Origin of the sequence: Zoogloea sp., assembly GCF_041904905.1 — a bacterium.
In the GTDB taxonomy this organism is placed as follows: Bacteria; Pseudomonadota; Gammaproteobacteria; order Burkholderiales; family Rhodocyclaceae; genus Zoogloea.
Window position 1 is genome coordinate 1 of sequence record NZ_JAYRMI010000060.1, and the last position, 25,801, is coordinate 25,801.

The 25,801-nt window shown below is 69.3% G+C and carries 28 protein-coding genes; 13 read left to right on the plus strand and 15 right to left on the minus strand.

Features of this window, described 5'->3' with window-relative positions; genetic code table 11:
- The 7 genes from ACE3N6_RS14775 to bamE form a co-directional block, all read right to left on the minus strand.
- Positions 1-1,366: PAS domain-containing protein (locus ACE3N6_RS14775; RefSeq protein ID WP_374246543.1), on the minus strand; the 1,366-nt coding region annotated here is incomplete at its 3' end.
- On the minus strand, positions 1,363-1,836 hold the full coding sequence (locus ACE3N6_RS14780; RefSeq protein ID WP_374246544.1) for a hydrogenase maturation protease: 474 nt from the start codon (positions 1,834-1,836) through the stop codon (positions 1,363-1,365). The genes ACE3N6_RS14780 and ACE3N6_RS14775, both read right to left, overlap by 4 nt.
- The gene (locus ACE3N6_RS14785; RefSeq protein ID WP_374246545.1) at positions 1,826-3,361 is read right to left on the minus strand and encodes a nickel-dependent hydrogenase large subunit; all 1,536 of its coding nucleotides are present in this window, start codon (positions 3,359-3,361) and stop codon (positions 1,826-1,828) included. Before ACE3N6_RS14785 ends, ACE3N6_RS14780 begins: the two co-directional genes overlap by 11 nt.
- A gap of 5 nt (positions 3,362-3,366) precedes the next feature.
- On the minus strand, positions 3,367-4,308 hold the full coding sequence (locus tag ACE3N6_RS14790) for an NADH:ubiquinone oxidoreductase (protein ID WP_374246546.1): 942 nt from the start codon (positions 4,306-4,308) through the stop codon (positions 3,367-3,369).
- Between the two features lie 174 nt (positions 4,309-4,482).
- On the minus strand, positions 4,483-4,851 hold the full coding sequence (locus ACE3N6_RS14795) for a DUF779 domain-containing protein (protein ID WP_374246547.1): 369 nt from the start codon (positions 4,849-4,851) through the stop codon (positions 4,483-4,485).
- An 86-nt stretch (positions 4,852-4,937) separates the two neighbouring features.
- A complete protein-coding gene (locus ACE3N6_RS14800) occupies positions 4,938-6,458 on the minus strand; it encodes an aldehyde dehydrogenase family protein (protein WP_374246548.1) in 1,521 nt (506 codons plus the stop codon).
- Between the two features lie 230 nt (positions 6,459-6,688).
- Positions 6,689-7,174 carry an outer membrane protein assembly factor BamE gene (bamE, locus tag ACE3N6_RS14805; RefSeq protein ID WP_374246550.1) on the minus strand — a complete coding sequence of 162 codons (486 nt, stop codon included), beginning with the start codon at positions 7,172-7,174 and terminating at the stop codon, positions 6,689-6,691.
- Positions 7,175-7,280: 106 nt separating this feature from the next.
- Here bamE and ACE3N6_RS14810 point away from each other — a divergent pair, with 106 nt between their 5' ends.
- The 8 genes from ACE3N6_RS14810 (at position 7,281) to ACE3N6_RS14845 (ending at position 14,640) form a co-directional block, all read left to right on the plus strand.
- Positions 7,281-8,405 carry a branched-chain amino acid ABC transporter substrate-binding protein gene (locus ACE3N6_RS14810; protein ID WP_374246551.1) on the plus strand — a complete coding sequence of 375 codons (1,125 nt, stop codon included), beginning with the start codon at positions 7,281-7,283 and terminating at the stop codon, positions 8,403-8,405.
- Between the two features lie 104 nt (positions 8,406-8,509).
- On the plus strand, positions 8,510-9,622 hold the full coding sequence (locus ACE3N6_RS14815; RefSeq protein WP_374246552.1) for a branched-chain amino acid ABC transporter substrate-binding protein: 1,113 nt from the start codon (positions 8,510-8,512) through the stop codon (positions 9,620-9,622).
- Between the two features lie 114 nt (positions 9,623-9,736).
- Positions 9,737-10,669 carry a branched-chain amino acid ABC transporter permease gene (locus ACE3N6_RS14820; RefSeq protein ID WP_374246554.1) on the plus strand — a complete coding sequence of 311 codons (933 nt, stop codon included), beginning with the start codon at positions 9,737-9,739 and terminating at the stop codon, positions 10,667-10,669.
- Positions 10,670-10,683: 14 nt separating this feature from the next.
- Positions 10,684-11,784, plus strand: coding sequence for an ABC transporter ATP-binding protein (locus ACE3N6_RS14825; protein ID WP_374246555.1), 1,101 nt, complete (start codon positions 10,684-10,686; stop codon positions 11,782-11,784).
- Positions 11,781-12,569, plus strand: a complete 789-nt coding sequence (locus ACE3N6_RS14830) for an ABC transporter ATP-binding protein (protein ID WP_374246556.1) — start codon at positions 11,781-11,783, stop codon at positions 12,567-12,569. Before ACE3N6_RS14825 ends, ACE3N6_RS14830 begins: the two co-directional genes overlap by 4 nt.
- The gene (locus ACE3N6_RS14835) at positions 12,566-13,285 is read left to right on the plus strand and encodes an ABC transporter ATP-binding protein (protein ID WP_374246557.1); all 720 of its coding nucleotides are present in this window, start codon (positions 12,566-12,568) and stop codon (positions 13,283-13,285) included. The genes ACE3N6_RS14830 and ACE3N6_RS14835 overlap by 4 nt, the downstream gene beginning before the upstream one ends.
- 174 nt (positions 13,286-13,459) lie before the next feature.
- Positions 13,460-14,107 carry a hypothetical protein gene (locus ACE3N6_RS14840; RefSeq protein WP_374246558.1) on the plus strand — a complete coding sequence of 216 codons (648 nt, stop codon included), beginning with the start codon at positions 13,460-13,462 and terminating at the stop codon, positions 14,105-14,107.
- Between the two features lie 107 nt (positions 14,108-14,214).
- A complete protein-coding gene (locus tag ACE3N6_RS14845) occupies positions 14,215-14,640 on the plus strand; it encodes a putative metalloprotease CJM1_0395 family protein (RefSeq protein WP_374246559.1) in 426 nt (141 codons plus the stop codon).
- A 21-nt stretch (positions 14,641-14,661) separates the two neighbouring features.
- Here the strand turns inward: ACE3N6_RS14845 and ACE3N6_RS14850 are convergent, their stop codons facing one another.
- A complete protein-coding gene (locus ACE3N6_RS14850) occupies positions 14,662-15,372 on the minus strand; it encodes a hypothetical protein (protein WP_374246560.1) in 711 nt (236 codons plus the stop codon).
- 97 nt (positions 15,373-15,469) lie between these two features.
- Here ACE3N6_RS14850 and ACE3N6_RS14855 point away from each other — a divergent pair, with 97 nt between their 5' ends.
- Positions 15,470-16,015 (plus strand): NUDIX domain-containing protein, encoded by a 546-nt coding sequence (locus tag ACE3N6_RS14855; RefSeq protein WP_374246561.1) that lies wholly within the window; start codon positions 15,470-15,472, stop codon positions 16,013-16,015.
- 17 nt (positions 16,016-16,032) lie between these two features.
- On the opposite strand, the gene ACE3N6_RS14860 is transcribed toward ACE3N6_RS14855, so the two are convergent.
- From ACE3N6_RS14860 to ACE3N6_RS14890, 7 genes are all read right to left on the minus strand, one after another.
- A complete protein-coding gene (locus ACE3N6_RS14860) occupies positions 16,033-16,695 on the minus strand; it encodes a hypothetical protein (protein ID WP_374246562.1) in 663 nt (220 codons plus the stop codon).
- Positions 16,692-17,885, minus strand: coding sequence for a multidrug effflux MFS transporter (locus tag ACE3N6_RS14865; RefSeq protein ID WP_374246563.1), 1,194 nt, complete (start codon positions 17,883-17,885; stop codon positions 16,692-16,694). Before ACE3N6_RS14865 ends, ACE3N6_RS14860 begins: the two co-directional genes overlap by 4 nt.
- A gap of 52 nt (positions 17,886-17,937) precedes the next feature.
- Positions 17,938-18,333 (minus strand): hypothetical protein, encoded by a 396-nt coding sequence (locus ACE3N6_RS14870; protein ID WP_374246564.1) that lies wholly within the window; start codon positions 18,331-18,333, stop codon positions 17,938-17,940.
- Positions 18,334-18,351: 18 nt separating this feature from the next.
- Positions 18,352-19,851: a YifB family Mg chelatase-like AAA ATPase gene (locus ACE3N6_RS14875; RefSeq protein WP_374246565.1), complete on the minus strand. Its 1,500-nt coding sequence runs from the start codon at positions 19,849-19,851 to the stop codon at positions 18,352-18,354.
- A gap of 66 nt (positions 19,852-19,917) precedes the next feature.
- Positions 19,918-21,168, minus strand: coding sequence for a hypothetical protein (locus tag ACE3N6_RS14880; RefSeq protein ID WP_374246566.1), 1,251 nt, complete (start codon positions 21,166-21,168; stop codon positions 19,918-19,920).
- 59 nt (positions 21,169-21,227) lie between these two features.
- Positions 21,228-21,803, minus strand: coding sequence for a YceI family protein (locus tag ACE3N6_RS14885; RefSeq protein WP_374246567.1), 576 nt, complete (start codon positions 21,801-21,803; stop codon positions 21,228-21,230).
- A gap of 64 nt (positions 21,804-21,867) precedes the next feature.
- Complete coding sequence (locus tag ACE3N6_RS14890) at positions 21,868-22,125, minus strand: accessory factor UbiK family protein (protein WP_374246568.1); 258 nt, start codon at positions 22,123-22,125, stop codon at positions 21,868-21,870.
- Positions 22,126-22,390: 265 nt separating this feature from the next.
- Here ACE3N6_RS14890 and ACE3N6_RS14895 point away from each other — a divergent pair, with 265 nt between their 5' ends.
- The 4 genes from ACE3N6_RS14895 (at position 22,391) to ACE3N6_RS14910 (ending at position 25,729) form a co-directional block, all read left to right on the plus strand.
- On the plus strand, positions 22,391-23,140 hold the full coding sequence (locus ACE3N6_RS14895) for a TorF family putative porin (RefSeq protein ID WP_374246569.1): 750 nt from the start codon (positions 22,391-22,393) through the stop codon (positions 23,138-23,140).
- Between the two features lie 49 nt (positions 23,141-23,189).
- A complete protein-coding gene (gene glnK, locus ACE3N6_RS14900; protein WP_153160577.1) occupies positions 23,190-23,528 on the plus strand; it encodes a P-II family nitrogen regulator in 339 nt (112 codons plus the stop codon).
- Between the two features lie 14 nt (positions 23,529-23,542).
- Entirely contained in the window at positions 23,543-25,096 is a 1,554-nt protein-coding gene (gene amt, locus ACE3N6_RS14905; RefSeq protein ID WP_374246570.1) for an ammonium transporter, read from the plus strand.
- A gap of 156 nt (positions 25,097-25,252) precedes the next feature.
- Positions 25,253-25,729 (plus strand): hypothetical protein, encoded by a 477-nt coding sequence (locus tag ACE3N6_RS14910; protein ID WP_374246571.1) that lies wholly within the window; start codon positions 25,253-25,255, stop codon positions 25,727-25,729.
- The last annotated feature ends 72 nt before the right edge of the window (positions 25,730-25,801 follow it).

A 25,801-nucleotide genomic window follows, 5' to 3' on the forward strand; every position in this document is an offset into this window, starting at 1 on the left:
CGGCGGTTTCCTTGGCGCGCACCAGGTCGGCGGTCTGGGCGGCGACCATCTCGGAGAGGTGGTCCCGGTGGCGGCGCAGCTCCGCCTCGATGGCCTTGCGCGAGGAGATGTCCTTGGAGGTGCCCCGGTAGCCCTGGAACTCGCCCGCCGCCGAGAACACCGGCAGGCCGGCGAGGCTGAGCCAGGTGATGCTCCGCATCGGGTGGAGCACCTGGTATTCGAAATCCCGGAAGGGTTCCCGCGCGGCGATGGCGGCGTGGTAGCGGGCCCACTTTTCGGTGTCGGCGAGGTCTTCCGGGGCGGCGAACTCCTCGCGCCGGCGCCCGCGCACCAGATCGATCATGGTGTGGCCCTCGGGGCCGTGGCCGATGTAGCCGACGAAGCGCATGTCGGCGTCGGTCTCCCAGTACCAGTCGGAGGAGATCTCGGAGAAATCCCGGAAGCGCTGCTCGCTGTGCTTGAGGGCTTGCTCGCGCAGGCGCAGGGCGGTGATGTCGGAGCCGACGATGACGACGCCTTCGAGCTTGCCGCTGCGCTCGTGCAGGGGGGCGGCGCGCAGGATGTAGTGGCGCGTGCCCATGCCGGGCAGGCGGCTTTCGAGGCAGGTTTCCATCTCGACGCTGCCCTGCTGCAGGATGGTGCGGAACAGCACGCTGCCGGGGGCGAAGCTGGGGGAGGCGGCGCGCAGCCCGGCGAGGGTCTCGTCGGCCAGCAGAGTGTCGGGCGAGGCGCCGATGAGCCCGGCCGGGTCGATGCCCAGGTTGCGTCGCACCGCGGCGTTGGCCCGGCCGATGAGCCCGAAGCGGTCGATCACCAGCAGCAGGCTGTCCATGGTGTCCATCACGTTGGCGATGAAGCTGCCCAGGCGCACCTGCTCGGCGCTCTGCTGTTCGAGCAGGCGGGATTTGGCGCTGACCTCGTCCACCATGGCGTCCATCATGCCGGTGACGGCGATGATCTGCTGTTCGAGGGTGGCGTTGGCCTGGCGGAGGGCGTCAAGCTCGACGCGCAGGCGGGCCACCTCGCCGCGGGTGGGCTGGGCGTCGGCGGGGTGGCCGGCGGCGACGACGCAGAAGTCGTCGCCCATCTGGCGAACCTGGAGGACGCTGCTTTCGTCGGCGGTTTCGACCTGCAGGCCGTGGGCCGGGCAGATCAGGCGGCCCTCGCCGTCTTCCGGGCTGTGGTCGAGGCGATGGCCTTCGTGGGGGCAGGCGGCGGGCAGGGCCACCCAGCCGTCGTGACGGCGGACGACCAGGATGTGCAGCGGGCCGGTGTGGCCGGGCAGGTCGATGACGCCGCACAGGCGATCGGCGCGGCCGACCACCTGACGCAGGTTGCGGATCGGGATGGCTTCGCTGCCGGTCATGACCACAGGCTCCGGATGCGGGCGGCGGCGGTGGCGACGGCCGCGGCCACGGGGGGCGACAGCCCAGGGGAGTAGGGCTGGAGCTGGCCGATCTCGGCGCCCAGCAGGCGGATCGACGGCACGCGGGGCAGGGTGGCGGGCAGCAGGCGGAGCAGGCTGCCCACGCCGGCGCCGTGGAAGCCGCCGGGGGCTTCGTCGCGGGCGGCGGCGTCGGCGAGGCCGGCGGCGTCGAGTTCGTGCAGGGAGCCGGGCGGGCCGAAGCCGGCGACGGCGTCCACCACGATGGCGTCGTCGCAGCCTTCGAAGCAGCCGATGGCGGCGAGCCCGGCCAGGTCGGCGCGCAGCAGGCGCACCCCGGCGGGCAGCGGCCCGGCGGCGAGGCGGGCGTGCACGGCGGGGCCGAAGCCGGCGTCGCCGTGCAGCTCGTTGCCGAAGCAGACGATGTGGAGGCGGGACGGTTCAGACGCCATAGCGGTGGCGCTCCCCGCGGCCCACGAAGTGTACGGTGCACACCAGGCAGGGGTCGTGGGAGCGGACGATGTGGCCGATCTCGATGGGGTCGGCCGGGTCGGCCAGCTCGACGCCGATCACGCTCTCCTCCCAGTGCCCGTGGCGGCCGGCGCTATCTTTGGGCGAGGCGTTCCAGGCGGTGGGGGTGACGATCTGGTAGCGGCTGATGCGGCCGTCTTCCACCTGCAGCCAGTGGCCCAGGGTGCCGCGGGCGGCCTGCACGAAGCCGTAGCCTTCGCCGTGCCGGAAGGCGTCGGCGGGGGGCGCGAGGTAGTGGGGCGTGCCGAGCTGGCCGGCGAGTTCGGCCAGATGGTGCTTCATCCAGCGCAGGGTGTGGGCGGTGCGGCGCAGGCGGGCAAACTGGCGCAGCCAGGTGTTGGGGCCTTCGATGGCGAGCAGGCTGGCCACCAGCCCGTCGCCGCCGGCGAGGAGTTCGGCCAGGGGGCCGGTTTCGACGACCAGTTCGCCGTAGCGCGGGGCCTTGGCCCAGGTGTAGCGGTCGGTGTCGGGCTGGTAGTCGGGCACCGTCTCGCCGATGAAGGGGTGGCGGCCGCCGGGGTAGGGGCGATACCAGGCGTGGCGGACGTGCTCGTTCACCAGGGTCTGGTCGAAGGGGTCGAGGCGGGCGTCGTCGGCGTGGTAGATGCCGCCGGGGACGAGGGTGGCGCCGTCGGCGTGGGGCTGGGCCTGCCGCTGCGGGTCGTGCCAGGCGCCGGCCGACAGGAAGTGGCGTGCGCCGCCGCCGATCTTCTGCAGGCCGATGGCGCGGGCGAAGCGGGTGAGGAGCCCGATGGCGCTGGCAGCGTGGGCGTCGGCTTCGAGCCAGCTGAAGAAGGCGTCGCTGCCGTCGAGGGCGAGCCAGTTGTCCAGGCTGTCGCCGATGGCTTCGCACTCGTACCACTCGATGGCCTGGTCGACGATGTCCTGGCAATCGATCAGGTCGCGGGCGGTGGTGCCGCGGGTGATGCCGCCGGGCAGCATGTAGGAGGAGTGGGGCCACTGGCCGCCGAAGATGGCGACGAGTTCGACCACCTTGCGGGCGATCGCCAGGGTAGAGCGCACTACCCGGCCCTTGAGGGGCGCGAAGGCGGCTTCGATGTCCGGGTAAAGGCGCTGGCCGGCGTAGCGGGGGTGGATGAAATCCGGCGTGAAGAACAGGAAGCTCTGGCGCAGGTCGCTCTGGACGTTTTCGGCCATCAGGCACAGGTTGCGCACCAGGGTGGCCTGGGGCGGCACCGGCAGCCCGGCCAGCCGCTCCAGCGCCAGGGCGGCGGTGTAGAGGTGGGCGGTGCCGCAGATGCCGCACACCCGCGGGGTGATGACGAGGCCGTCCTTGGGCGCGCGGCCGATGAGCAGCTGCTCGAAGCCGCGGAACAGGGTGCCGACGCAGCGGGCGTCGACGACGCGCTTGCCGTCCAGATCGACCTGGAACTCCAGGTCGCCTTCGACCCGGTTGAGGTCGATGTTGAGGGTGGTGCGGGTCATGGCGTTCAGGTCTCCATGTCCCGGTTCTTGATGCGCAGCGGGGCCGCGGCGTGGGCGAGGTTCTTGTAGGCCATGTAGTGGGCGCGGGAGACGCCCAGGGGCAGGGCCACCGGCACGGCGCCGATCTTCTCGGTGCGGAACAGGTCGCCGTCCCGCGGGAAGGCGGGGGAGGTGCAGCCGAAGCAGGGCACGCCGGCGCGGGTCTTGCTGCTGCGGCGGTTCCACAGGTCGCCGTTGCAGTTGGCGAGGGTGTTGGGGCCTTGGCAGCCGAGGTTGAAGAACAGGCAGCCGCGACCGCCGAAGTCTTTCTCCTCGATGTCGTACTCGTGGTATTCGTTGCGGGTGCAGCCCTGGTGCACCGTGCTGCTGAAGAAGGCCCGCGGGCGGTTGAGGAAGTCGAGTTCGAGGGGCTGGTCCTGGGCCAGCATGGCCAGGCTGCGGGTGATGGTGTTGGGGTGCACCGGGCAGCCGGCGAGGTTGATGACGGGCTTGCCGGAGGCCGAGCGCCAGTCGGCCGGGAGCAGGCCGCCGGGCTGTTCACGGTCGAACTGCAGGCCGGTGCAGTCGGTGGGGTTGGGCGGCGCGGCGGGGATGCCGCCGAATGCGGCGCAGGTGCCCATCGCCACCACGTGGCGGGCGCGCCGGGCGAGGGCGTCGGCGATCTCGATCTTGGGGCGGCCGCGGTAGCTGTCGAACATGCCGGTGCCGTAGGGGCCGGTGATGAGGCTGCCTTCGATGCACAGGATGTCGAGGGGCTGGCTGCCGGTCTCGATGGCGGCGATCAGCGCGCCCAGGGCGCCGGCCGGCTTGGCGCTGAGGGAGGGGTGCCACAGGATGTCGAGGCTGCCGCTGCGAACGAGGCTTTCGACGGAGGGGCTGTCGGCATTGAGCAGCGACATGGTGTCGCCGCTGCAGGCGCCGGTCTGGAGCCAGAGAAGGGTTGCCATCGTGGAGTTCCGCCTGGGCTGGAGGTTGTTCGCGCCGGGAGAGCGCGGACGAGCCGACCCTCGGACTGCCGCGGTCGTGCTCGACGACTGTTACGTCCGGCACCCGCTTCAGCTTTAGGTTTCTATATCAAAAGATATACGTGTGGGGGCGCTCCGGCAACGCCGGGTGGGGGGCTATCCGCCCGAAACGGGTGTCGCGACGGCCAGTTCCTGGTCGGTGAACAGGCGCGAGCGGGTGACGAAGGCACGTCCCTTGCCGCAGTCGAGGGAGAAATCCCCGCCGCCGCCGGGCTGCACGTCGAGGGTGAGCTGGGACGAACCGTAGTAGGCGAACTCCTGGTGACCCAGGTAGAAGGGGGCGCCGCCCACTTCGCCGATCAGCAGCATGGTCTGGCCGGGGATGACCTCGCCGAGCTTGTAGCAGTTGGGCACGCTGCCGTCGCAGCAGCCGCCGGAGAGCACGAACATCAGGGGGCCGAACTCGGCGCGCAGCTCGTCGATGAAGGCGAGGGCGGCGTCGGTGGCAATGATTCTCGGTGTCATGGGGCTCCTCCAAGAAAAAAGCGGGACGGGATTGCTCCCGCCCTGCAACACCTTGCCTTACTTACAACAGGGACGACACAAACACATCAGAAGAAGCCGAGGGCGTTCGGGCTGTAGCTGACCAGCAGGTTCTTGGTCTGCTGGTAGTGGTCGAGCATCATCTTGTGGGTTTCGCGACCGATGCCGGATTCCTTGTAGCCGCCGAAGGTGGCGTGGGCCGGGTAGGCGTGGTAGCAGTTGGTCCACACGCGGCCGGCCTTGATGTTGCGGCCCATGCGGTAGGCGCGGCTGCCGTCACGGCTCCACACGCCGGCGCCGAGGCCGTACGGGGTGTCGTTGGCGATCTCGAGGGCTTCGGCTTCGTCCTTGAAGGTGGTCACGGCCAGCACCGGCCCGAAGATCTCTTCCTGGAAGACGCGCATCTTGTTGTGGCCCTTGAACAGGGTCGGCTGGATGTAGTAGCCGCCGGCCAGATCGCCGTCCATGTGGGTGCGGTCGCCGCCGGTCAGGCACTGGGCGCCTTCCTGACGACCGATCTCCATGTAGGCCATGATCTTGTTCAGCTGATCCTGGGAAGCCTGGGCGCCCATCATGCTGTCGGTGTCGAGGGGGCTGAGCTGCTTGATGGCCTTGACGCGGGCCATGACCTTTTCCATGAAGCGGTCGTAGATCGATTCCTGGATCAGGGCGCGGGACGGGCAGGTGCACACTTCGCCCTGGTTGAAGGCGAACAGCACCATGCCTTCGACGGCCTTGTCGAGGAAGGCGTCGTCGGCCGCCATGATGTCCTCGAAGAAGATGTTGGGGGACTTGCCGCCCAGCTCGAGGGTGGCGGGGATCAGGCTGGTGGCGGCGGCCTGGGCGATCACGCGGCCGGTGGCGGTGGAGCCGGTGAAGGCGATCTTGGCGATGCGGCGGCTGGTGGCCAGCGGCATGCCGGCTTCGCGGCCGTAGCCATTGACGATGTTCAGCACGCCCGGCGGCAGCAGGTCGGCGATCAGCTCGGTCAGGATCAGGATCGAGATCGGGGTGGATTCGGCGGGCTTGAGCACCACGCAGTTGCCGGCGCCGATGGCAGGAGCCAGCTTCCAGGCGGCCATCAGGATCGGGAAGTTCCAGGGGATGATCTGGCCGACGACGCCCAGGGGCTCGTGGAAGTGGTAGGCGACGGTGTTCTCGTCGATCTCGGAGATGCCGCCTTCCTGGGCGCGCAGGCAGCCGGCGAAGTAGCGGAAGTGGTCGACGGCCAGCGGGATGTCGGCGTTCAGGGTTTCGCGGATGGCCTTGCCGTTATCGACGGTCTCGGCATAGGCGAGCTTCTCGATGTTGGCTTCGAGGCGGTCGGCGATCTTCAGGAGGAGGTTGGCACGCTCGGCAGCCGGGGTGCGGCCGAACTTGTCGGCGGCAGCGTGGGCGGCGTCCAGGGCCAGTTCCACGTCTTCGGCGCCGGAGCGGGCGGCCTGGGTGTAGGGCTTGCCGGTGATCGGGGTGATGACGTCGAAGTACTCGCCCTTGACCGGGGCAACCCACTTGCCACCGATGAAGTTGTCGTAGCGGGCCTTGTATTGAACCTTGGCGTCAGCGGAACCGGGCAGTGCATACAGCATGGAAGTCTCCTCCTGAATTTGATCGAAAACGCTTCGTGCAGCGTTGGCGTCTACTCAGCAGGGGACGTGCCAGGGGTGGATCAAGCCCGCCTATGCGATCAAAAGTCTTGCTTATCAGCCGCTTGGCTGGCGATATGAAAGATGCTGCGGCGCAGCGACGGGCGGGGCGATCTGTTTAATAGCTGGACAGGTGCTCCATGCCATGTGCACACTGGAGCACCTGCCCGGGCTCAGTTGCCCTTCTGTTCGGTGGAGCGGCTGGTGCCGGTGACCGTGCCGGCCTCGTCGAAATGGACGTTGAAGAACACGTGGGCGCTGAATTCCTCGGGCAGTCGCCAATCCCACACCTCTTCCTTCTTGAGGGCGAACTTCTGCACCGAGCGGGGCTTGCCGAGCAGGCGCCGCACCTGGTCGCGGGTCCAGCCGGGCTGGACGCGGGCGAAGTTGGTCGGGGTGAGCACGTTCTCGATACTGCGCAGGATGTTGTCCGGCCCCACGGTAATCATGAAGCACTCGGTGCCCTGGGGCTGGCGGGTGTATTCCCAGGTCACGCTGCCGTCGTCGTTGCGCCATTCGATGCCGGGGGTGCCGAATTTGTCGCGCACGTCGTAGCCGGTGGAGACGCCGGGTTTGAGGTCTTTCATGTTCACCGCGTCGCAGCCCGCGAGGCCGAGCACGGCCAGGGCGCCAATCAGAAAAGCAAGCAGTTTACGCATCGGAGGGCCTCCTGCGGGGTCGAAGTGGCGGCGCCCCGCCAAAACGGCCGGGCTTGGTTACAATCGGCCCATTCTGGCATGAACACCCTTTGTGGAGGATGAACAGGTGAAACGCTCCTTTGCGACGCTGGCCGTGGCCGGCGCAACCCTGGCGCTGAGCGCCGCGGCCCAGGCCGACGTGGTGGTGAAGATCGGCTTTGCCGGCCCGCTGACCGGGCCGGTGGCCCATCTGGGCAAGGACGAGCAGTTCGGCGCCCAGCTGGCGCTGGACGACGCCAACGCGAAGGGCGTGACCCTGGGCGGGCAGAAGGCCCGCTTCGAGCTGATGGCCGAGGACGACCAGGCCGACCCGCGCACCGCCACCACCGTGGCCCAGCGCCTGGTGGATGCGGGCGTGAAGGGTGTGGTCGGGCACGTCACTTCCGGCGCGGCGATCCCCGCCTCGCGCATCTACGAGCAGGCCGGGATTCCGTCGGTCACCCCGTCCTCCACCAGCCCCAAGCTCACCCGCCAGGGCTACAAGACCACCTACCGGGTGATCGCCAACGACCTCCAGCAGGGCGGCGCGATGGCCCGTTTTGCGGTGGAGGTGCTCAAGGCCCAGCGCATCGCGGTGATCGACGACCGCACCGCCTACGGTCAGGGCCTTGCCGACGCGCTGGTCGAGAGCCTCAAGCAGCGCGGCGTGAAGCCGGTGGGGCGCGAGTTCACCAACGACAAGGCCACCGACTTCGCTGCCATCCTCACCAAGCTCAAGGCCGCCAGGCCCGACGCGATCTTCTACGGCGGCATGGACGCCCAGGGCGCGCCGCTGCTCAAGCAGATGAAGCAGCTGGGCATCGCCGCCAAGTATCTGGGCGGCGACGGAACCTGCACCTCCGAGATGATCAAGCTCGCCGGCGCGGCGATGAGCGGCGACGTGTACTGCACCCAGGCCGGCATCCCGATGGACAAGATGCCGTCGGGCAAGGCGTTCGGCGAGCGCTTCACCAAGCGCTTCAACGCGCCGGTGCAGCTCTACGCGCCCTACAGCTACGATGCCGCCAGCGCCCTCATCGAGGCGATGAAGCTCGCCAACTCGCCGGAGCCCGACAAGTACCTGCCGCAGTTGCAGAAGGTGGCCTTCAAGGGCGTCACCGGCAACATCGCCTTCGACGCCCACGGCGACGTGCGCGAGGGCGGCGTGGCGCTCTACCAGTTCAACGCCGGCAAGTGGGACGTCCGGCCCTGAGCGGCCGGCGCCGCCGACGTCCGATCGATAACGAAACGCGCCGGCCAACTGGCGCCGAATTTGCTTGAATCGCCCTGCCTGAACCATCCAGAGGAGAAACCCGCATGAAAATCACCCTTGTCGCCCTCGCCGTGCTCGGTCTTGGTGCATCCGCCGTGCAGGCCCAGGAAGTCGTCAAGCTCGGCACCGCCGCGCCCCTCACCGGCACCCAGTCGCACCTGGGCAAGGACATCGAGAACGGCGTGCGCCTCGCTGTCGAGGAATACAACGCCAAGGGCGTCACCCTGGGCGGCAAGAAGGTGAAGTTCGAGGTGATGGCCGAAGACGACGCGGCCGACCCCAAGACCGCCACCACCGTGGCCCAGCGTCTGGTGGATGCGGGCGTGAAGGGCGTGGTCGGCCACCTCAACTCGGGCGCCTCCATCCCCGCCTCGCGCATCTACAACGAAGGCGGCGTGCCGCAGGTGTCGCCGGCCTCCACCAACCCCCGGCTCACCCAGCAGAACTTCAAGGCCACCTTCCGCACCATCGCCAACGACGTGCAGCAGGGCCTGGGCATCGGCAAGTACGCCGCTACCGTGCTGGGCAAGAAGGTCGCCATCATCGACGACCGCACCGCCTACGGCCAGGGCCTCGCCGACGAGGTGGAGAAGGCCGTCAAGGCCAGCGGCGGCAACGTGGTGACCCGCGAGTTCACCAGCGACAAGGCCACCGACTTCCTCGCCATCCTCACCCGCATCAAGGGCAAGACGCCGGACGTGATCGTCTACAGCGGCATGGACACCCAGGGCGGCCCGATGCTCAAGCAGATCAAGCAGCTGGGCATCGCCGCCAAGTTCATCACCGGCGACGGCGGCTGCACCGGCGAGATCATCAAGCTGGCCGGCGACGCCATCGGCCCCAATGCCTACTGCACTCAGCCGGGCCTGCCGCTCGACAAGATGCCGGGCGGCAAGGATTTCAACGCCCGCTTCAAGAAGCGCTTCAACGCCGACGTGCAGATCTACGCGCCCTACGCCTACGACGCCGCCTCGGCGATCATCGAGGCCATGAAGGCCGCCAACTCGTCCGACCCGGCCAAGTACGCCCCGGCCATCGGCAAGGTCAACTTCCCCGGCGTGATCGGCACCGTCGCCTTCGACGCCAAGGGCGACATCAAGGACGGCGCGGTCACCGTCTATCAGTTCAAGGGCGGCAAGTGGGAGGCGGTGCAGTAAGCCGTCTCGCCTGAGCCCGCCGCAGGGGCGGCGCCTTTCGCCCGTCGCGCAGTTCGACGACCGCGGGCGGCTGTGTCCGCCCCTGCCTCTTTTCAACCCTCACCGGTCGTTACCATGGAAACCCTCCTCCAGCAAACCGTGAACGGCCTCGTGGTCGGCAGCGTGTATGCGCTGATCGCCCTCGGCTACACGATGGTCTACGGCATCCTCGGCCTCATCAACTTCGCCCACGGCGACGTGCTGATGGTTGGCGCCCTGGTGGCCCTCGAAGCCATCAGCCTGATCCAGACCCACTACCCCGACCTCGGCCTGGTGCCCACCCTCCTCGCCGGCCTGGGTGTGGCCGTGGTGGTGTGCATGATCCTCGGCTACACCATCGAGCGCACCGCCTACCGCCGCCTGCGCAACGCCCCGCGGCTGGCCCCGCTCATCACCGCCATCGGCGTCTCCTTCCTGCTCCAGACCCTTGCGATGATCGTCTGGGGCCGCAACTACCACACCTTCCCGCAGCTCGTTTCCACCACCCCCATCGAGCCGGTGGCCGGCGTGTTCATCACCCCGGTGCAGATCGTCATCCTCGTGGTGTCGGCGGTGCTGATGATCGGGCTGGTGCTGCTGGTCAATAAAACCCGCCTCGGCCGCGCCATGCGCGCCACCGCCGAAAACCACCGGGTCGCCAGCCTGATGGGCGTCGACACCAACAAGATCATCGCCGCCACCTTCGTCATCGGCTCGGCGCTGGCCGCGGTGGCCGGGGTGATGTACTCGTCCAACTACGGCATCGCCCACTACGCGATGGGCTTCATGCCCGGCCTCAAGGCCTTCACCGCGGCGGTGCTGGGCGGCATCGGCAACCTGGCGGGCGCGATGCTCGGCGGCATCGTGCTGGGGCTGGTGGAATCCATCGGCGCCGGCTACATCGAGGACATGAGCTTCGGCTTCCTCAACTCCAGCTACCAGGACATCTTCGCCTTCATCATCCTCGGCATCGTGCTGATCTTCCGCCCCACCGGCCTGCTCGGCGAGCGCGTGGCCGACCGCGCCTGAGGCAACCTCGAACCATGAACGAACTCGCCCTCGCCATTCCGTATCTCGGCAAGCGCAACCCGGCGGCGGCCCGCTGGGTGGTGCTCGCCCTCGCCCTGGGCGCCCCGCTCATCGCCATGCTGTTCGGCAAGACCTGGGTGCGCATCCTCGACTTCGCCATGCTCTACGTGATGCTGGCGATCGGCCTCAACCTCGTGGTGGGCTTTGCCGGCCTGCTCGATCTGGGCTACATCGCCTTCTACGCGGTGGGCGCCTACACCTTCGCCTTCCTCGCCTCGCCCCATTTCGAGCTGCATCTGCCCTTCTGGCTGGTGCTGCCGATGGGGGCGGCCTTCGCGGCGCTGGCCGGGATCATCCTCGGCCTGCCCACCCTGCGGCTGCGGGGCGACTACCTCGCCATCGTCACCCTGGGCTTCGGCGAGATCGTGCGGATCTTCATGAACAACCTCAACCACCCGATCAACATCACCAACGGGCCCCAGGGCATCAACATGATCGACCCGCTGGTGCTGTTCGGCTGGGACATCTCGCGGCCCCTCAAGGTGGGCGACGAGATCACCATCAACTCGCTGTTCCTGTACTACTACGTGTTCCTCGCCTTCGTGGCGCTGTCGGTGCTGCTGGTGCAGCGCCTGCAGGTGTCGCGGGTGGGCCGGGCGTGGGCGGCGATCCGCGACGACGAGCTGGCCGCCAAGGCCATCGGCATCAACACCCGCAACATGAAGCTGCTGGCCTTCTCGCTGGGTGCCACCTTCGGCGGCGTGTCGGGCGGGCTGTTCGCGGCCTTCCAGGGCTTCGTGTCGCCCGAGAGCTTCTCGCTGATGGAATCCATCGCCGTGCTCACCATGATCGTCTTCGGCGGCATGGGCAACCTGGCCGGCGTGATCGTCGGCGCGCTGGCCCTCACCGCGCTGCCCGAAGTGCTGCGCTACGTGGCGGTGCCGGTACAGCAGGCGGTGTTCGACAAGGTCATCCTCGACCCCGAAGTGCTGCGCATGCTGCTCCTGTCCCTGGCGATGATCTTCATGATGCTGCTGCGCCCGGCGGGCCTGATCCCCGCCCACAGCCGCTACTCCAGGCCCGAGCTGGTGGTGGGCAAGGAGGCCGGCCGGTGATTACCCTGCTCGAAGCCAAGCACGTCACCAAGCGCTTCGGTGGCCTCACCGCGCTGTCCGACGTGTCGCTCACCATCCGCAAGGGCGAGGTGTACGGCCTCATCGGCCCCAATGGCGCCGGCAAGACCACCTTCTTCAACGTGCTCACCGGCGCCTATGTGCCCGACGAGGGCGAGCTGGTCTTCGGCGGCACCGAGCTGCCCACCGGCAAGCCGCACCGGGTGGTGGCCGCCGGCATCGCCCGCACCTTCCAGAACATCCGCCTGTTCCGCGAGATGACCGCCCTGGAAAACGTGATGGCCGGCCACCACATCCGCTCCCGCGCCAACCCCCTCTCGATCCTGCTGCAGACCCGCAAGGCGAAGGAGGAGGAACATCTGATTACCGAGCGCGCCTTCGAGCTGCTCCGCTACGTGGGCATCGAGCGCTTCGCCGACATCGTGTCCAAGAACCTCTCCTACGGCGACCAGCGCCGCCTCGAGATCGCCCGTGCGCTGGCCACCGAGCCCCAGCTGCTGGCGCTGGACGAACCCGCCGCCGGCATGAACGCCACCGAAACTGCCAAGCTCCGCGAGCTGGTGCAGACCATCCGCCACGACGGCGTCACCGTGCTCCTCATCGAGCACGACGTGAAGCTGGTGATGGGCCTGTGCGATCGCCTTGCGGTGCTCGACTTCGGCAAGAAGATCGCCGAGGACGTGCCCGCCGTGGTGCAGCAGAACGACGCCGTGATCGCCGCCTACCTGGGCGGCCACGGCACGGCCAAGGCGGGGGCGGCGGCATGAGCACTCCAATCCTGCAACTGCGCGACCTGCGCATCGCCTACGGCGCCATCGAGGCCGTCAAGGGCATCGATCTGGTGCTGGCCGAAGGCGAGCTGGTGTCGCTGATCGGCGCCAACGGCGCGGGCAAGACCACCACCCTCAACGCCATCGCCGGCACCCTGCCCATCGCCGGCGGCGAGCTGCTGTATGCCGGCCAGCGCATCGAAAAGCTGCCCGCCCACAAGCGCCTGCGCCAGGGCCTCGCGCTGGTGCCCGAAGGGCGCGGCATCTTCACCCGCCTCACGGTGGAGGAGAACCTGCGCATGGGCGCCTACTGCCGGCGCGACGCCGACGCCGTCGAGGCCGACCTGGAGCGGGTGTTCGCCATGCTGCCGCGGGTCAAGGAGCGGCTCCAGCAGGTGGCCGGCACCCTGTCGGGCGGCGAGCAGCAGATGGTCGCCATCGGCCGCGCGCTGCTGTCGCGGCCCAGGCTGCTGCTCCTCGACGAGCCGTCGATGGGCCTCGCGCCGCTGGTGGTCGAAAAGATCTTCGAGGTGATCCGTTCGGTGGCCGCCGAGGGCGTGACCATCCTGCTGGTGGAGCAGAACGCCAACCTGGCGCTGGAGTTCTCCCAGCGGGCCTACGTGATGGAATCCGGCCGCATCACCCTCACCGGCTCGGGCGATGCGCTGCTGGCCGACCCGAAGGTGCGCGCCGCCTATCTGGGCGAGGTGTAGGGCGGCGCGTGTCGGCGTTTTTTACACGGACGCCCATTTTGGGTTGCTGTGTTTGGCGGCACGTGGCGCCGTGTCAGGTTTTTCACGGTCTGGTGCGTAAATTGCTTGAAGTTCTGTCGGCGGCTGCATGTCTGGCGCAGTCGCCCACAGACGACAACAATAACGGAGCAGAGCATGGCTCTCCTGCGCACCCTCAACCCGATGTTCCGCCTGGCGGGCCTGGCCTGGCTGGCCATGGCCGCGATGGCGCCGCTGCCTGCGGCTGGCGCCGTGGCCCCCACGATCCACCTGCCGGTTGCCGCAACCGACAGCGGCTTCCGGTTCGACATTCCCGTCCTCGCCGGCCAAACCTATTTCATCGATCCGCCGGTGGCGATTGGCTATACCTATGCCATCGGTGCCGGCGACCCGAGCTTCCGCTCGGTGCTGCTGCCCGTGGGCGTGGGCGACGGGCTGTTCGACCTGTTCACCTTCGACCCCGCCGGCACGCCGCTGCTGGCGGTGCACGATCTGCCGGGCGGCGTGGCCTACGATTTTGGCCCGGCGGGGGTCGAGCGTTTCCGGGTGGGCGGCATCGAGGTCGCCGCCGGCCTCGACCCGGCCAGCCCGACGGCCTTCGTGGCCGGCCTTGGTTTCACCGGGGCGGGGCGCTTCACCGGCACCCAGACGCCCCTCGTCGTGGCGGTCTCGGAGCCGGCCCTGGGCACCCTGCTGCTCCTGGGCATGGGGCTGCTGGTCCTGTCCCGGTGGCGTCTGGGCACCCGGGCGCGGCGCCCTGCCGGCGGCAAGCTGACGAAAGGCTTTTTCCGGTCTAGGCTGTAAGCGTAGCCATCCGCGTTTCCTCCCCTGGCATGTCCGTTTCCGCGCTCGGGGCCGCATCCGCCCCTACCCTTTCGTCGGGCGCCGCCTCCCGGGCGGCGGGGGCGGGCTTGTCCGATGCCGAGCAGCAACTGGTGAGCCGGCTGGCGGCGCGGGATCGGCTTGTGCGCGCCCACGAAGCCGCGCATCTGGCCGCCGGCGCGGGCCTCATCACCCGGGGCGCCAGCTTCACCTACGAGACCGGCCCTGACGGAAAGCGATACGCCGTAGGCGGCGAAGTGGGTATAGATGTATCAAAAGGCCGCACGCCGGAGGACACCCTCGCCCGGGCCGAGCGCATCCGCGCGGCAGCCCTGGCGCCCGCCGACCCCTCCGCCCAGGATCGTCAGGTGGCGTCCGAGGCCGCCCGGATGGCGGCCGAGGCCCGGCTGGAGATCGCCGCCGCCGCGCCGGCAGCGGCGTCCGGCACGCGCGGGGCCGGGGCCTATGCGGGGGCGGCCGGGGTGCCCGGCGGGCAGGTGGATGTCTGGGCCTGAGCCCGGCCGCCGCCGCTGCGATCAGCCCGCCGGCCGGGCAACCCATTCCACCAGATGCCAGCGCCCCGGGGCGATGGGCCACACCGCGTAGCGTCGCGGGCCGGGGCCGCCCAGCCCGAAGGTGGCGTGGTCCGCGAGCGGCAGCTCGCCGCCGTCCCAGAACCGGGCCAGCACGTCGGGGAGCGCCGCGGCGTCGGGCAGGCTGCAGGGGGTGCTGCGGGCCGGGGGCACGGCGGTGGAGATCGCGTCGTGGTAGCTCGCCCAGGGCCGGCCGGCGAGGTGGCGGGCGATCGGCGTGGCCCAGTCGGCGGCGGGCGCGCTCACCTGACCGAGGACGTTGGAGAACAGGATCGCCGCATCCGGGAAACGGTCGGCGAGCCGCGCCAGCCCGTCGGCGTCGCGCAGGCAGTCGAGGCGGTCGAAGCGGAGCCGGGCGGCGTCGGGCCGGCGGCGCAGCAGCCAGCGGGCGAGCGGGTCCGGCTCCAGTGCCGTGACGCGCTCGAAGCGGGCGAGAAAGCCGTCCGGCAGGGCGTAGCCGGCGTTGGGGCCGACGATCGCCAGGTGGGCCCGCGGTGGCTGCCAGCCCGCCAGCCAGTCGGCCACCGCGGCATGGAAGGGCGCCCACAGCCGGCGGCGATGGCGCGCCGCGCGCAGGTGATAGACCAGCCCGCCGGTGGGGTCGAGGAGCTGGTCGCGGAGCGCCGGGAGGGCGGGGGGCAGGGGTGCGGTCACGATGCCGCGATTATGCCGGAGGCGGCCGCCGGGGGCTGGTCAGGGGGGCGGGCGAATGCCATGCTTGCAGCTTTGGCCATTACCCGGAGCCCCCGGCATGAACGATCCGCTGCACGAAGAACAACTGACCTCCGAACCGGCCTTCCAGGGCCGCCTGCTCAAGGTCTTCCGCGACGAGGTGAAGCTGCCCGACGGCAAGACCGGCGTGCGCGAGTACATCAAGCATCCGGGGGCGGTGGTGGTGATCCCGGTGTGCGCCGACGGCCGGCTGATCTTCGAGCGCCAGTTCCGCTACCCGCTGCGCCGGGCGTTTCTGGAGCTGCCCGCCGGCAAGCTCGACCCCGACGAGGACATCCTGGCCTGCGCCCGCCGCGAGCTGCAGGAGGAGACCGGCTACGTGGGCGAGGACTGGCGTCACCTGGGGGTGATGCACCCCTGCATCGGCTATTCGGACGAGCGCATCGAGATTTTCTTCGCCGCCGGGCTCCGGCACGTGGGGCACTCGTGGGACGAGGGCGAGTTCATGGAGATCGTCTATCTCACCCTGGACGAGGCGCGGGCCGCGGTGTTCGACGGGCGCATCACCGACGGCAAGACGATCGCGGCCTTGTACTGGGCCGAGCGGGAGCTGCGCGGGGCCTGAGGGCCGCCTCGCCGGCGTCAGCCGAAGGGGCGGTAGCGGGGCACGGCCAGTAGCCCGGCCATGCAGCAGTAGAGCATCGCCGCGTTCACCAGGTGCCAGCCCAGGTGGGTGCCCACCGGCCAGGCGGCGCAGAGTAGCTGATCCACCGCCCGGCAGGTGAGGCTCACCACGAAGAGCGCCGCGGCCGTCGCCAGCCAGCGGGCGGCCGCCGGGGCCCGCCGGCGCGCCCGCACGGCGCAGGCCACGAGCAGCGCGAAGGGCGGCAGGTAGATTTCCGAGCCATTGAGCGGCAGCGGCGGCAGCAGCCGGGTGGCGGCGACAAAGCCGCCCGCCAGCGCCACGAAGACGCCCACGCCGGCCCACGCCGCCGGCCCGCTGCGGGCCAGCACGCGCACCTGGAAACGCTGGTGGTAGGCGATCACGAAGAGGGCGATGAAGACGATGTCGAGGATGGCGGTGCCGCGGGTGGCCACGGTGTGGAACACCCCGCTGCCGATGCCCACCGCGGCGATCAGGCCGATCAGCAGGCGCAGGTCGAAGGGGGCGTCGCGGCCGGCCCGGCGCCACAGCAGCGCGGCGGCGAGCAGGAAGCCCAGGTTGGTGAGGGCGTTGAAGGGCTCCGCCCACAGGCCGGGGTCGGTCCGCTCGCAGTAAACGTCGATGTGTTCGGTCCAGTTCATGTCGGCTGCGCCTGTCGTCGATACATGACCCACCACAGCCCGATGCAGCCCAGCCCGACGGCGAGGTTGGCGACCATGCCGCCCGCCAGGTTGCCCACGGAATCCCACAGGGCGGGGGCCACGAGGCCGGCGGTGAGGGAACTCACCAGCATCTGCAGGAAGCTCTGGCAGCTGGAGGCGAGGCCCCGGTGGGTGGGAAAGTGATCCAGCGCCAGCAGGGTAAGGCTGGGCATCGCGATGGCCATGCCGAAGGTGTACAGCATGATCGGCAGCACCGACTGGGGCAGGCCCGGCGGCAGCAGGTGGGCGATGGCGAGGTTGCTGCCGGCGGCGAGGATCATGATGCCCAGGGCCAGGGCGATGGTCCGCGGCGGCGACAGCTTGCCGGCGAGCCGGGCCGACATGGCCGAGCCGGCCATCATGCCGCTCACGGTGGGGATGAAGAACCAGCCGAAGCCGGTCTCGGTGAGTCCGAGGTGCTGGATGAGGAACACCGGCGCCGACAGCACGTAGAGGAAGAAGCCGTTGAAGTTGTAGCTCACCCCAAGGCTGAGGAGCACGAAGCCGGGCGAGGTGAATACGCTCCAGTAGCGCCGGGCCAGCGGGCCGGGGTGAAGCGGGTGACGGGCCGCCGGCGGATGGGTCTCGTCCAGCCGCCAGACGGTGAGGGTGGCCAGGGCGAGGCCCAGCAGGGCCAGAAAGACGAACACCGCGCGCCACCCGAAGGCGCTGAAGATCCAGCCGCCCAGAATGGGTGCAATCGCCGGCCCGAGGGCGAAGGCCATGCTCACGTGGCTCATCAGGCGCTGGGCGGCGGGCCCTTCGTGCAGATCGCGCACCACCGCGCGCCCCACCACCATGCCGGCGCCGGCGCTGATGCCCTGCAGCGCCCGGCCCACCAGCAGCATCTCGATGCTGCCGGCGAACACGCACAGCACGGAGGCGAGGGTGAACAGCAGCATCGACACCACGATCACCGGCTTGCGCCCGTAGGCGTCGGAGATGGCGCCGTGCCACAGCACCATCAGCGCCATCGGCAGCATGTAGGCGGTGAGGGTCTGCTGGGTCTGGACGGTGCTGGCGCCCAGATCGGTGCCGATGGCGTGCAGCGCCGGCAGGTAGGTGTCGATCGAGAACGGGCCGACGGTGGCGAGCGCCGCGAGCAGCGCCGCCAGCTGGACATAGGGCATGAGGGGGTTCCGGGTCGGGGTGCGCCTGGGCACCCCGGGGTGGGCGGGCGTCCTACTCGACGGAGTGGACCTTGCTCACGTAGTAGCCGGTCTCGCCGAAGCAGGTGGAGGGGATGCCCAGGTGTTGCTCGTAGCTGAGGGCGACGCGCTTGCCCATCACGGCGTTGATCTCGGCGGCCACCTTGTCGTCGCGCACGGTGAACTTGAAGATCTCGGGCAGGCTGCCGGGAATCGCGACGATGGCCAGCTCGCCTTCCCAGGTCTTGCACAGCCAGCCCTTCTGGGAGAATTTCTGGACGTAGCCGGCGCGCTCGCCGGAGGAGTAGCTCCAGCTGAGCACCAGCCAGGTGTAGGCGGCGGCGAGGGCCACGAGCACGGCGACGAAGCCGGCGAACCATAAGAACCAGTTCCTGGCGCGGGGCGCGCCGGGGGTCGGGGTGGATGCCACGGGAGGACTCCTGCTTGATTAGACGAAGGCGGTGAGGCCGCGGCGGCTCTGGATGGCTTCGGCCACGTGGGCCGCCTGGATGACTTCGGCCTCGTTCATGTCTGCGATTGTACGCGCCACTTTCAGGATTCGATGGTAACCGCGCGCCGAGAGACGGAGGCGATCGATGGCCGTTCGCAACAGTTTGACACCGTTTTCGTCGGGCTGGCACCAGGCGTCGATCTCCGCGCCGGCGAGCAGGGCGTTGGGCTTGCCTTGTCGGGCGAGCTGGATCGCCCGGCTGCGGGCGACCCGGGCACGCACCGTCGCCGACGGTTCTCCGGCGGGGGCGGCCTGCAGGTCGGCCACCGGCAGGGTGGGCACTTCGAGGAGCAGGTCGATGCGGTCGAGCAGGGGGCCGGAGAGCTTGCCGCGGTAGCGGGCGATCTGGTCCGGCGTGCACCGGCAGCGGCCGTCCGGGTGGCCGTGGTAGCCGCAGGGGCAGGGGTTCATGGCGGCGATGAGCTGGAAGCGGGCGGGGAACTCGGCCCGCCGGCCGGCGCGGGAGATGGTGATGTGGCCCGTCTCCAGCGGCTCGCGGAGGGCTTCGAGGACGCGCCGGTCGAACTCGGGGAGTTCGTCGAGGAACAGCACGCCGTGATGGGCGAGGCTGATCTCGCCGGGCCGCGGGGTGCTGCCACCGCCCACCAGCGCGGCGGCGGAGGCGGAGTGGTGCGGCGCGCGCATCGGCCGCCGGCGCCAGCGCTCGGGGCGGAAGCTGCCTTCCACCGAGTGCACGGCGGCGCTTTCCAGGGCTTCGGCGTCGCCCAGGGGCGGCAGCAGGCCGGGCAGGCGCTGGGCGAGCATCGACTTGCCGGTGCCCGGCGGGCCGTAGAAGAGCAGGGAGTGCTGGCCGCTGGCGGCGACCTCGAGGGCGCGGCGGGCCTGGCTCTGGCCCTTGACGTCGGCGAGGTCGGGGTAGTCCGGCGCCTGCACGAGGGGCTCGCCGGCGTAGGGGGCGATGGGGGTGTGGCCGCACAAATGGGCGACCGCGGCGAGCAGGCTGGCTGCCGGCAGAATGGTGACGCCGCTCACCAGGGCGGCTTCGGGGGCGTTGGCGGCGGGCAGGACCAGCGTGCGGCCGCGCTCGGCGGCCTGCCGGGCCAGCGCCAGGGCGCCGCGCACCGGGCGCAGCTCGCCGGTGAGGGAGAGTTCGCCGGCGAATTCGTAGTGGCCCAGTTTGTCGGCGGGGATCTGCCCGGAGGCGGCGAGGATGCCCAGGGCGATGGGGAGGTCGAAGCAGCCGCCCTCTTTGGGTAGATCGGCCGGGGCGAGGTTGACGGTGATGCGCCGCTGGGGGAACTCGAACTGGCCGGTCTGGAGGGCGGCGCGGACCCGGTCGCGGGCCTCGCGCACTTCCACGTCGGGCAGGCCGACCAGGGTGAAGGCCGGCAGGCCGTTGGCGAGGTGAACCTCGACGCACACTTCGGGTGCCTGCAGGCCGACGAGGGCGCGGCTGGCGAGGACGGCCAGGCTCATGATGTTTCCCGCATCCAAAACCCGGAGTGTATCGCCTGGGGCTGTGGATTTCTACAGGCTGGCGGGTCAGCGCCCGATGGGGAGCGTGAGTTGGGGGCCGGGGCCGGTCTTGCCGGCCAGTTCGAGGCGGGAGAGTTCGACCAGCAGCGAGAAGGTGGATTTGGTGTCCTGGTCGGATTCTGCCACGTAGAACCACTGGCCTTTGTACTGCACGGCCACGTGGGCGTTGGCGGGGCGCTCGGGGCTGGTGCGCACGTGGAAGAGGTCGCGCATCACTTCGTTCCAGTCGTACTCGCGGCCGGCGGCGTCGCGGGTGACGGTGGCGAGGCCGCGGGCGCGGTGCTCGGTGGGCACGTCCACGCCGTGGCTCACGTAGTACAGCGCCTGCAGCAGCGAGCGGGTTTCCAGGTCGAGGCTGGCGACGCCGTCTTTGGGCAGGGCGGAGCGGAAGGGGGTGAGGGCTTCCTGGGTGATGCGCAGCTCGGTGACGCCCGGGCGGAGGTGGAAGGCGTGCTCGAAGGTGCGCATTTCGGGCGAGTCGAGCGCGTCGGGGTCGAGGCGCAGCACGGGCACGGTGCTGCGGCGGACCAGCTGCCAGCCACGCCCGCCGCTGGCCGGGCGGTATTCGAGGCCGTTCTTGCTGGCTTCGATGAGATCGGCGGCCGACACCGCGCCGACGGGCAGGGTGCCGCCCACCTGGTCGACCTGCTCGGTGAGGCCGAAGACGATGGCGCCCCGGTCCTGGAGGGTCTGGAGGGCGGCCACGCCGCGCAGGAAGTCGCTCACCGGCGGGGCCTCCCGCGGGGTGGGGCCGCTGGCGGTCTGGGCGTTGGGCACCCAGTTGAGGTTTTCGAGGTAGAGCCGGAAGACCTTGGAGATCGGCCAGGTGGTCTTGGCCAGGTAGATCACGCCGTCGAGGGGGAGCGGGGTGAACAGCTTGCGGGTGAATTCCTGGTCGTCCAGCGGGGTGAGGCTGAAGGTGGGGCGGTCGGCGCCGGCGATCTGGGCCTGGGGCAGCACCGCGGTGAAGCTGCCCCGGCTCCCGTCGCCGGCCACCGCGGTGAAGAAGGGCAGCAGGCCGATGCTCTGGCTGCGCTCGAACTGGGCGGCGATGCCCGACACGCCCAGGCTGCTGGGGGTGTCGGTGTAGCGCAGGCGCACGATGTTGAGCAGGAGCTGCTGCTCGGTGGTGCGCTTGATGATCTCGTTGTACTGCAGCCGGGTGTCGTCCAGCGCCGCGGGGCCGACGCTGGCGCAGCCGGAGAGGCCCAGGGCGGCGGCGAGGATCAGGAGGCCGGTGCGGAGACGGGAGGGCATGGCTGCGGGGCGAGAGGCGGGGCGATGAGTGTGCCGGGGTTGTGTGACAGGGCGTCGCGTCAGTCGCGGTAGGCTTCGACGGCGATCAGCAGGCGGACCTCGTCGCCCACCGAGGGGATGTACTTGGTCATGCCGAACTCGGAGCGCTTGAGGGTGGCCACTGCGTCGGCGCCGCAGGTCTCGCGCTTGTTGAGGGGGTGGGGCGCGCAGCGGAAGCGGTTGATGGTGAGGGTGACGGGCCGGGTGACGCCGAGCATCGTCAGGCTGCCTTCGGCGGCCACCGGGCGCTCGCCGTCGAACACCAGCCGGTCGGCCTTGTAGACGACGGTGGGGTGTTCGGCGGTGTTGAAGTAGTTCTCGCCGCGCATGTTGTCGTTCCACTTGGCGAAGCCCATGTCGATGGAGGCGGCGTCGATGGTGACCTCCACGGTGCCCTGACGGGCGGCGGCGTCGAGGGTGATCCGGCCGCTGGTCTTGTTGAAGCGGCCGCGCTGGGTGGAGAAGCCCAGGTGGTCCACCTCGAACACCGGGAAGGTGTGGTTCGGATCGACGGTGTAGCCCACCGGCGCGGCCAGGGCGGGCGCCGCGACGGCGGCAAGGGCGAGCAGCAGGGGGGCGGCGGTGCGGGGCTTCATGGCGACTCCCGGGAGGCGGACGAAGAAGAGGGCGCCGCGGCGCCCTCGGGGGTGCGGTGGCGGTTCAGTCCTGGGCGGGCGGGCGGCTCGCCAGCTCGGCTTCGAGGCGGGCGACCCGGTGTTCCAGGTCGGCGAGCTTCTCGCGGGTGCGGGCGAGCACTTCGCGCTGCACCTCGAACTCCTCGCGGGTGACCAGATCGAGCTTGGAGAAGCCGCTGGCGAGGAGCGCGCGGGCGTTCTTCTCGATGTCCTTGGCGGGGCTGTTGGCGAGGAGTTCGGAGACTTTGGCACCGATTTCGTCGAGGATTTTCGGGTTGGTCATGACTGCATTCCTCACGGGCAATAAAGCGGTTCTGGATGGGCCCGAGTTTAGCACCGTCGCGGGGCGTCGACGCTGGCGGGTGGGCGCACCAAAAGTGCGCCCTTTTCTGGTGCATGATTCCAAACTGGTGCGCGGAGCCCATTTTGTGCGTCGCGGCAGAATTCGAGAGTCAGTTCTAGTTCGATGAATTAAAAGTGAATTTATAAACTGGCACGTGCGTTGCTTTGTTGTGCTCACCAACTTTGACCACCTGGAGATTTTCATCATGCGCAAGTCCGTCATCGCTTCCGCCCTGATTGCCGCCGGCGTTGTCCTGCCCTCGCTGGCGAGCGCCGCCGACGCCGCTCCCGCTCCGGAGCACACCTACACCAGCAACGTGACGGTGGCTTCCGAGTACATCTACCGCGGTATCGGCCAGACCAACCGCAAGCCGGCCATTCAGGGTGGTCTCGATTACGCCCACTCCAGCGGCCTGTACGTGGGCACCTGGGGTTCCAACGTGTCCTGGCTGTCCGACGCCAACAGCACCACCAGCAACAGCCTTGAGTGGGACTTCTACGGCGGCTACAAGGGCGCCGTCGGCGACATCGGCTACGACGTCGGCCTGCTGCAGTATTTCTACCCGGGCACTGGCTACGGCAACAACCCGAACACCCTGGAAGGCTACGTCGCCGGCACCTGGACCTTCCTGACCCTGAAGTACTCCCACTCCTTCTCCGACCTGTTCGGCTGGGTGGGCTCGAAGAACTCCGGCTACCTCGACCTGACCGCCACCTACGAACTGGTCCCCACCGTGAACCTGATCGGCCACGTGGGTCGCCAGAAGGTGAACGGCTCCAGCGCCAACGGCGCCAGCTACACCGACTACAAGGTGGGCGTGACCAAGGACTTCAGCGGCACCGTGCTGGGCCTCAGCTACATCACCACCAACGCCAGCGAAGCCTGGTACACCAACGGTTATGGCAAGGATCTGGGCAAGGGTCGCGTGCTGTTCTCCCTGACCCGCACCTTCTAATCCCGATTTCGCCTGGCGGCCTTTGGGCCGCCCTGCAAAGGAAGCCAACATGAAACTCGTTACCGCCATCATCAAGCCCTTCAAGCTCGACGAAGTCCGCGAGGCCCTGTCCGCCATCGGCGTGCAAGGCATCACGGTGACCGAGGTCAAGGGTTTTGGCCGTCAGAAGGGTCACACCGAGCTGTACCGCGGCGCCGAATACGTCGTCGATTTTCTGCCCAAGGTGAAGATCGAGGCCGCGGTGAACACCGACATCCTGGATCAGGTCATCGAAGCCATCGAGAAGGCTGCCAGCACCGGCAAGATCGGCGACGGCAAGATCTTCGTCTTCGACCTGGAACAAGCCATCCGCATCCGTACCGGCGAGTCCGGTGCCGACGCGCTGTAAGGGAGCGTGCCATCATGAAAAAACTCTTCGCAGCCCTGCTGGCCGCCGTGGCGGTCAGCTTTGCGGGCTCTGCGCTGGCGCAGGACAAGGCGGAGGCGCCTGCCGCTGCCGCCGCGCCGGCCGTGACCGCGCCGGCGCCCGCCGCCGATGCCAAGCCTGCCGAAGCGCCGGTTGCCGCCAAGGCCGCCGAAGCCGCGGCCCCCGCTGCCGAGGCCAAGCCGGCCGAAGCCGCCCCCGCCGAAGCGGCGCCGGCGCCCGTCCCCAACAAGGGTGACAACGCCTGGCTGTTCGTCTCGACTGCCTTCGTGATCCTGATGTCCATTCCCGGCCTGGCCCTGTTCTACGGTGGCCTGGTGCGCGCCAAGAACATGCTGTCGGTGCTCCTGCAGGTGTTCGCGGTGTTCTCGCTCATCAGCGTGCTGTGGGTGCTCTACGGCTACTCCATCGCCTTCACCGAAGGCAGCGCCTTCTTCGGCGGCCTCGACAAGGTCTTCCTGAAGGGCATCACGCCGGATTCGGTCGCCGCCACCTTCACCAAGGGCGTGGTTGTCTCCGAGTTCATCTACGTGGCCTTCCAGGGCGCCTTCGCGGCCATCACCGTGGGCCTGATCCTTGGCGCCTTCGCCGAGCGGATCAAGTTCTCCGCCGTGCTGCTGTTCTCGGTGCTCTGGTTCACCTTCTCCTACCTGCCGGTTGCCCACATGGTGTGGTACTGGGCCGGTCCGGACGCCTACACCTCCGCCGAGGCGGCTGAAGCGGCCACCGCGACGGCTGGCTTCCTGTTCCAGAAGGGCGCCCTCGACTTCGCCGGCGGCACCGTGGTGCACATCAACGCCGCCGTTGCCGGCCTGGTGGGTGCCTTCATGATCGGCAAGCGGATCGGCTTCGGTCGCGAATCCTTCGCTCCGCACAGCCTGACCCTGACCATCGTCGGCGCCTCGCTGCTGTGGGTGGGCTGGTTCGGCTTCAACGCCGGCTCCGCGCTGGAAGCCAACGGCGTTGCCGCCCTGGCCTTCGTGAATACCTGGGTGGCCACCGCCGCCGCGGCCTTCGCCTGGCTGATGGCCGAATGGATCATCAAGGGCAAGCCGAGCGGCCTGGGCGCTGCGTCCGGTGCGGTTGCCGGTCTGGTTGCGATCACCCCGGCTGCCGGCTTCGTCGGCGTGGTGGGCGCGGTCGTGATGGGCCTGCTGGCCGGCGTGGTCTGCCTGTGGGGCGTGAATGGCCTGAAGCGCATGCTCGGTGCCGATGACTCCCTCGACGTGTTCGGCGTGCATGGCGTCGGCGGCATCCTCGGTGCGATCCTGACCGGCGTGTTCGCCTCCCCGTCCCTGGGCGGCGCCGGCATCTGGGATTACGTCGCGAACAAGGTGGCGGACGGCTACTCCATCGCCGACCAGGTCATCATCCAGGCCACCGCCGTCGGCATCACCGTCGTGTGGTCCGCCGTCGTCGCCTTCATCGCCTACAAGCTGGTGGATATGTTCATCGGCCTGCGGGTGCCGGAAGACGAAGAGCGCGAAGGCCTCGACATCACCTCCCACGGCGAAACCGCCTACCACATGTAAGCGGCTTTTCCCCGGTAGCAGACAGGACGGGCGCCTTCGGGCGCTCGTCCTGTTTCCGGGGCCGGCACGGCGGGCGACAACCTGCTAGTCTGCGCCGGTTTTCATTGCGACAGGCGTCGGCCGGCCAATGCCGGACCGGGCCGCCCCGGAGATCTCATGGACAAGTACGAACAGTTCAAGCTCGAGCAGGACGCCCTGCTCAAGGCGCTGGCCGAGAACGGCCCCAGCGAAAACCTCATGCTCCGCATGCAGGCGCTCTACAAGGATGCCTGCCTCGTCGTGGCCCTGGGCCCGTGCAACGCCGTCGAGCGCGCCCCGGAGGCGGAAGCCCGCGAATACGCCGACGAGCAGGATTTCGCCGCCTACGTGGAAACCTACGTGATCGCCGTGCAGGCCGGCGAGATGGCGCGCATCTTCAACATGGAGCCGTGGGGCCGGGCCGATTTCGAGTACGAAGCGGTCGAGGTGGACGGCCGCCTGTGCCCGGGCGTCAAGGTGAGCTGGAGCAACAAGATCGCCTTCCTCGCCGGGGGCAAGGACGGTCGCTTCGACGCCCAGCTCGAGGCGATGGCCGAGGCCCTGGCCGACCGCCTGTCGGCCCGCTGGTATCGCTGGCAGGTGCGGCTGGTGTGACGTGCGCGGGGCGGCGAAGGGGTTTCCCCTTGCCCCGTCGACAGGCGTATATTCCGCCCCTCGCCCCACCCC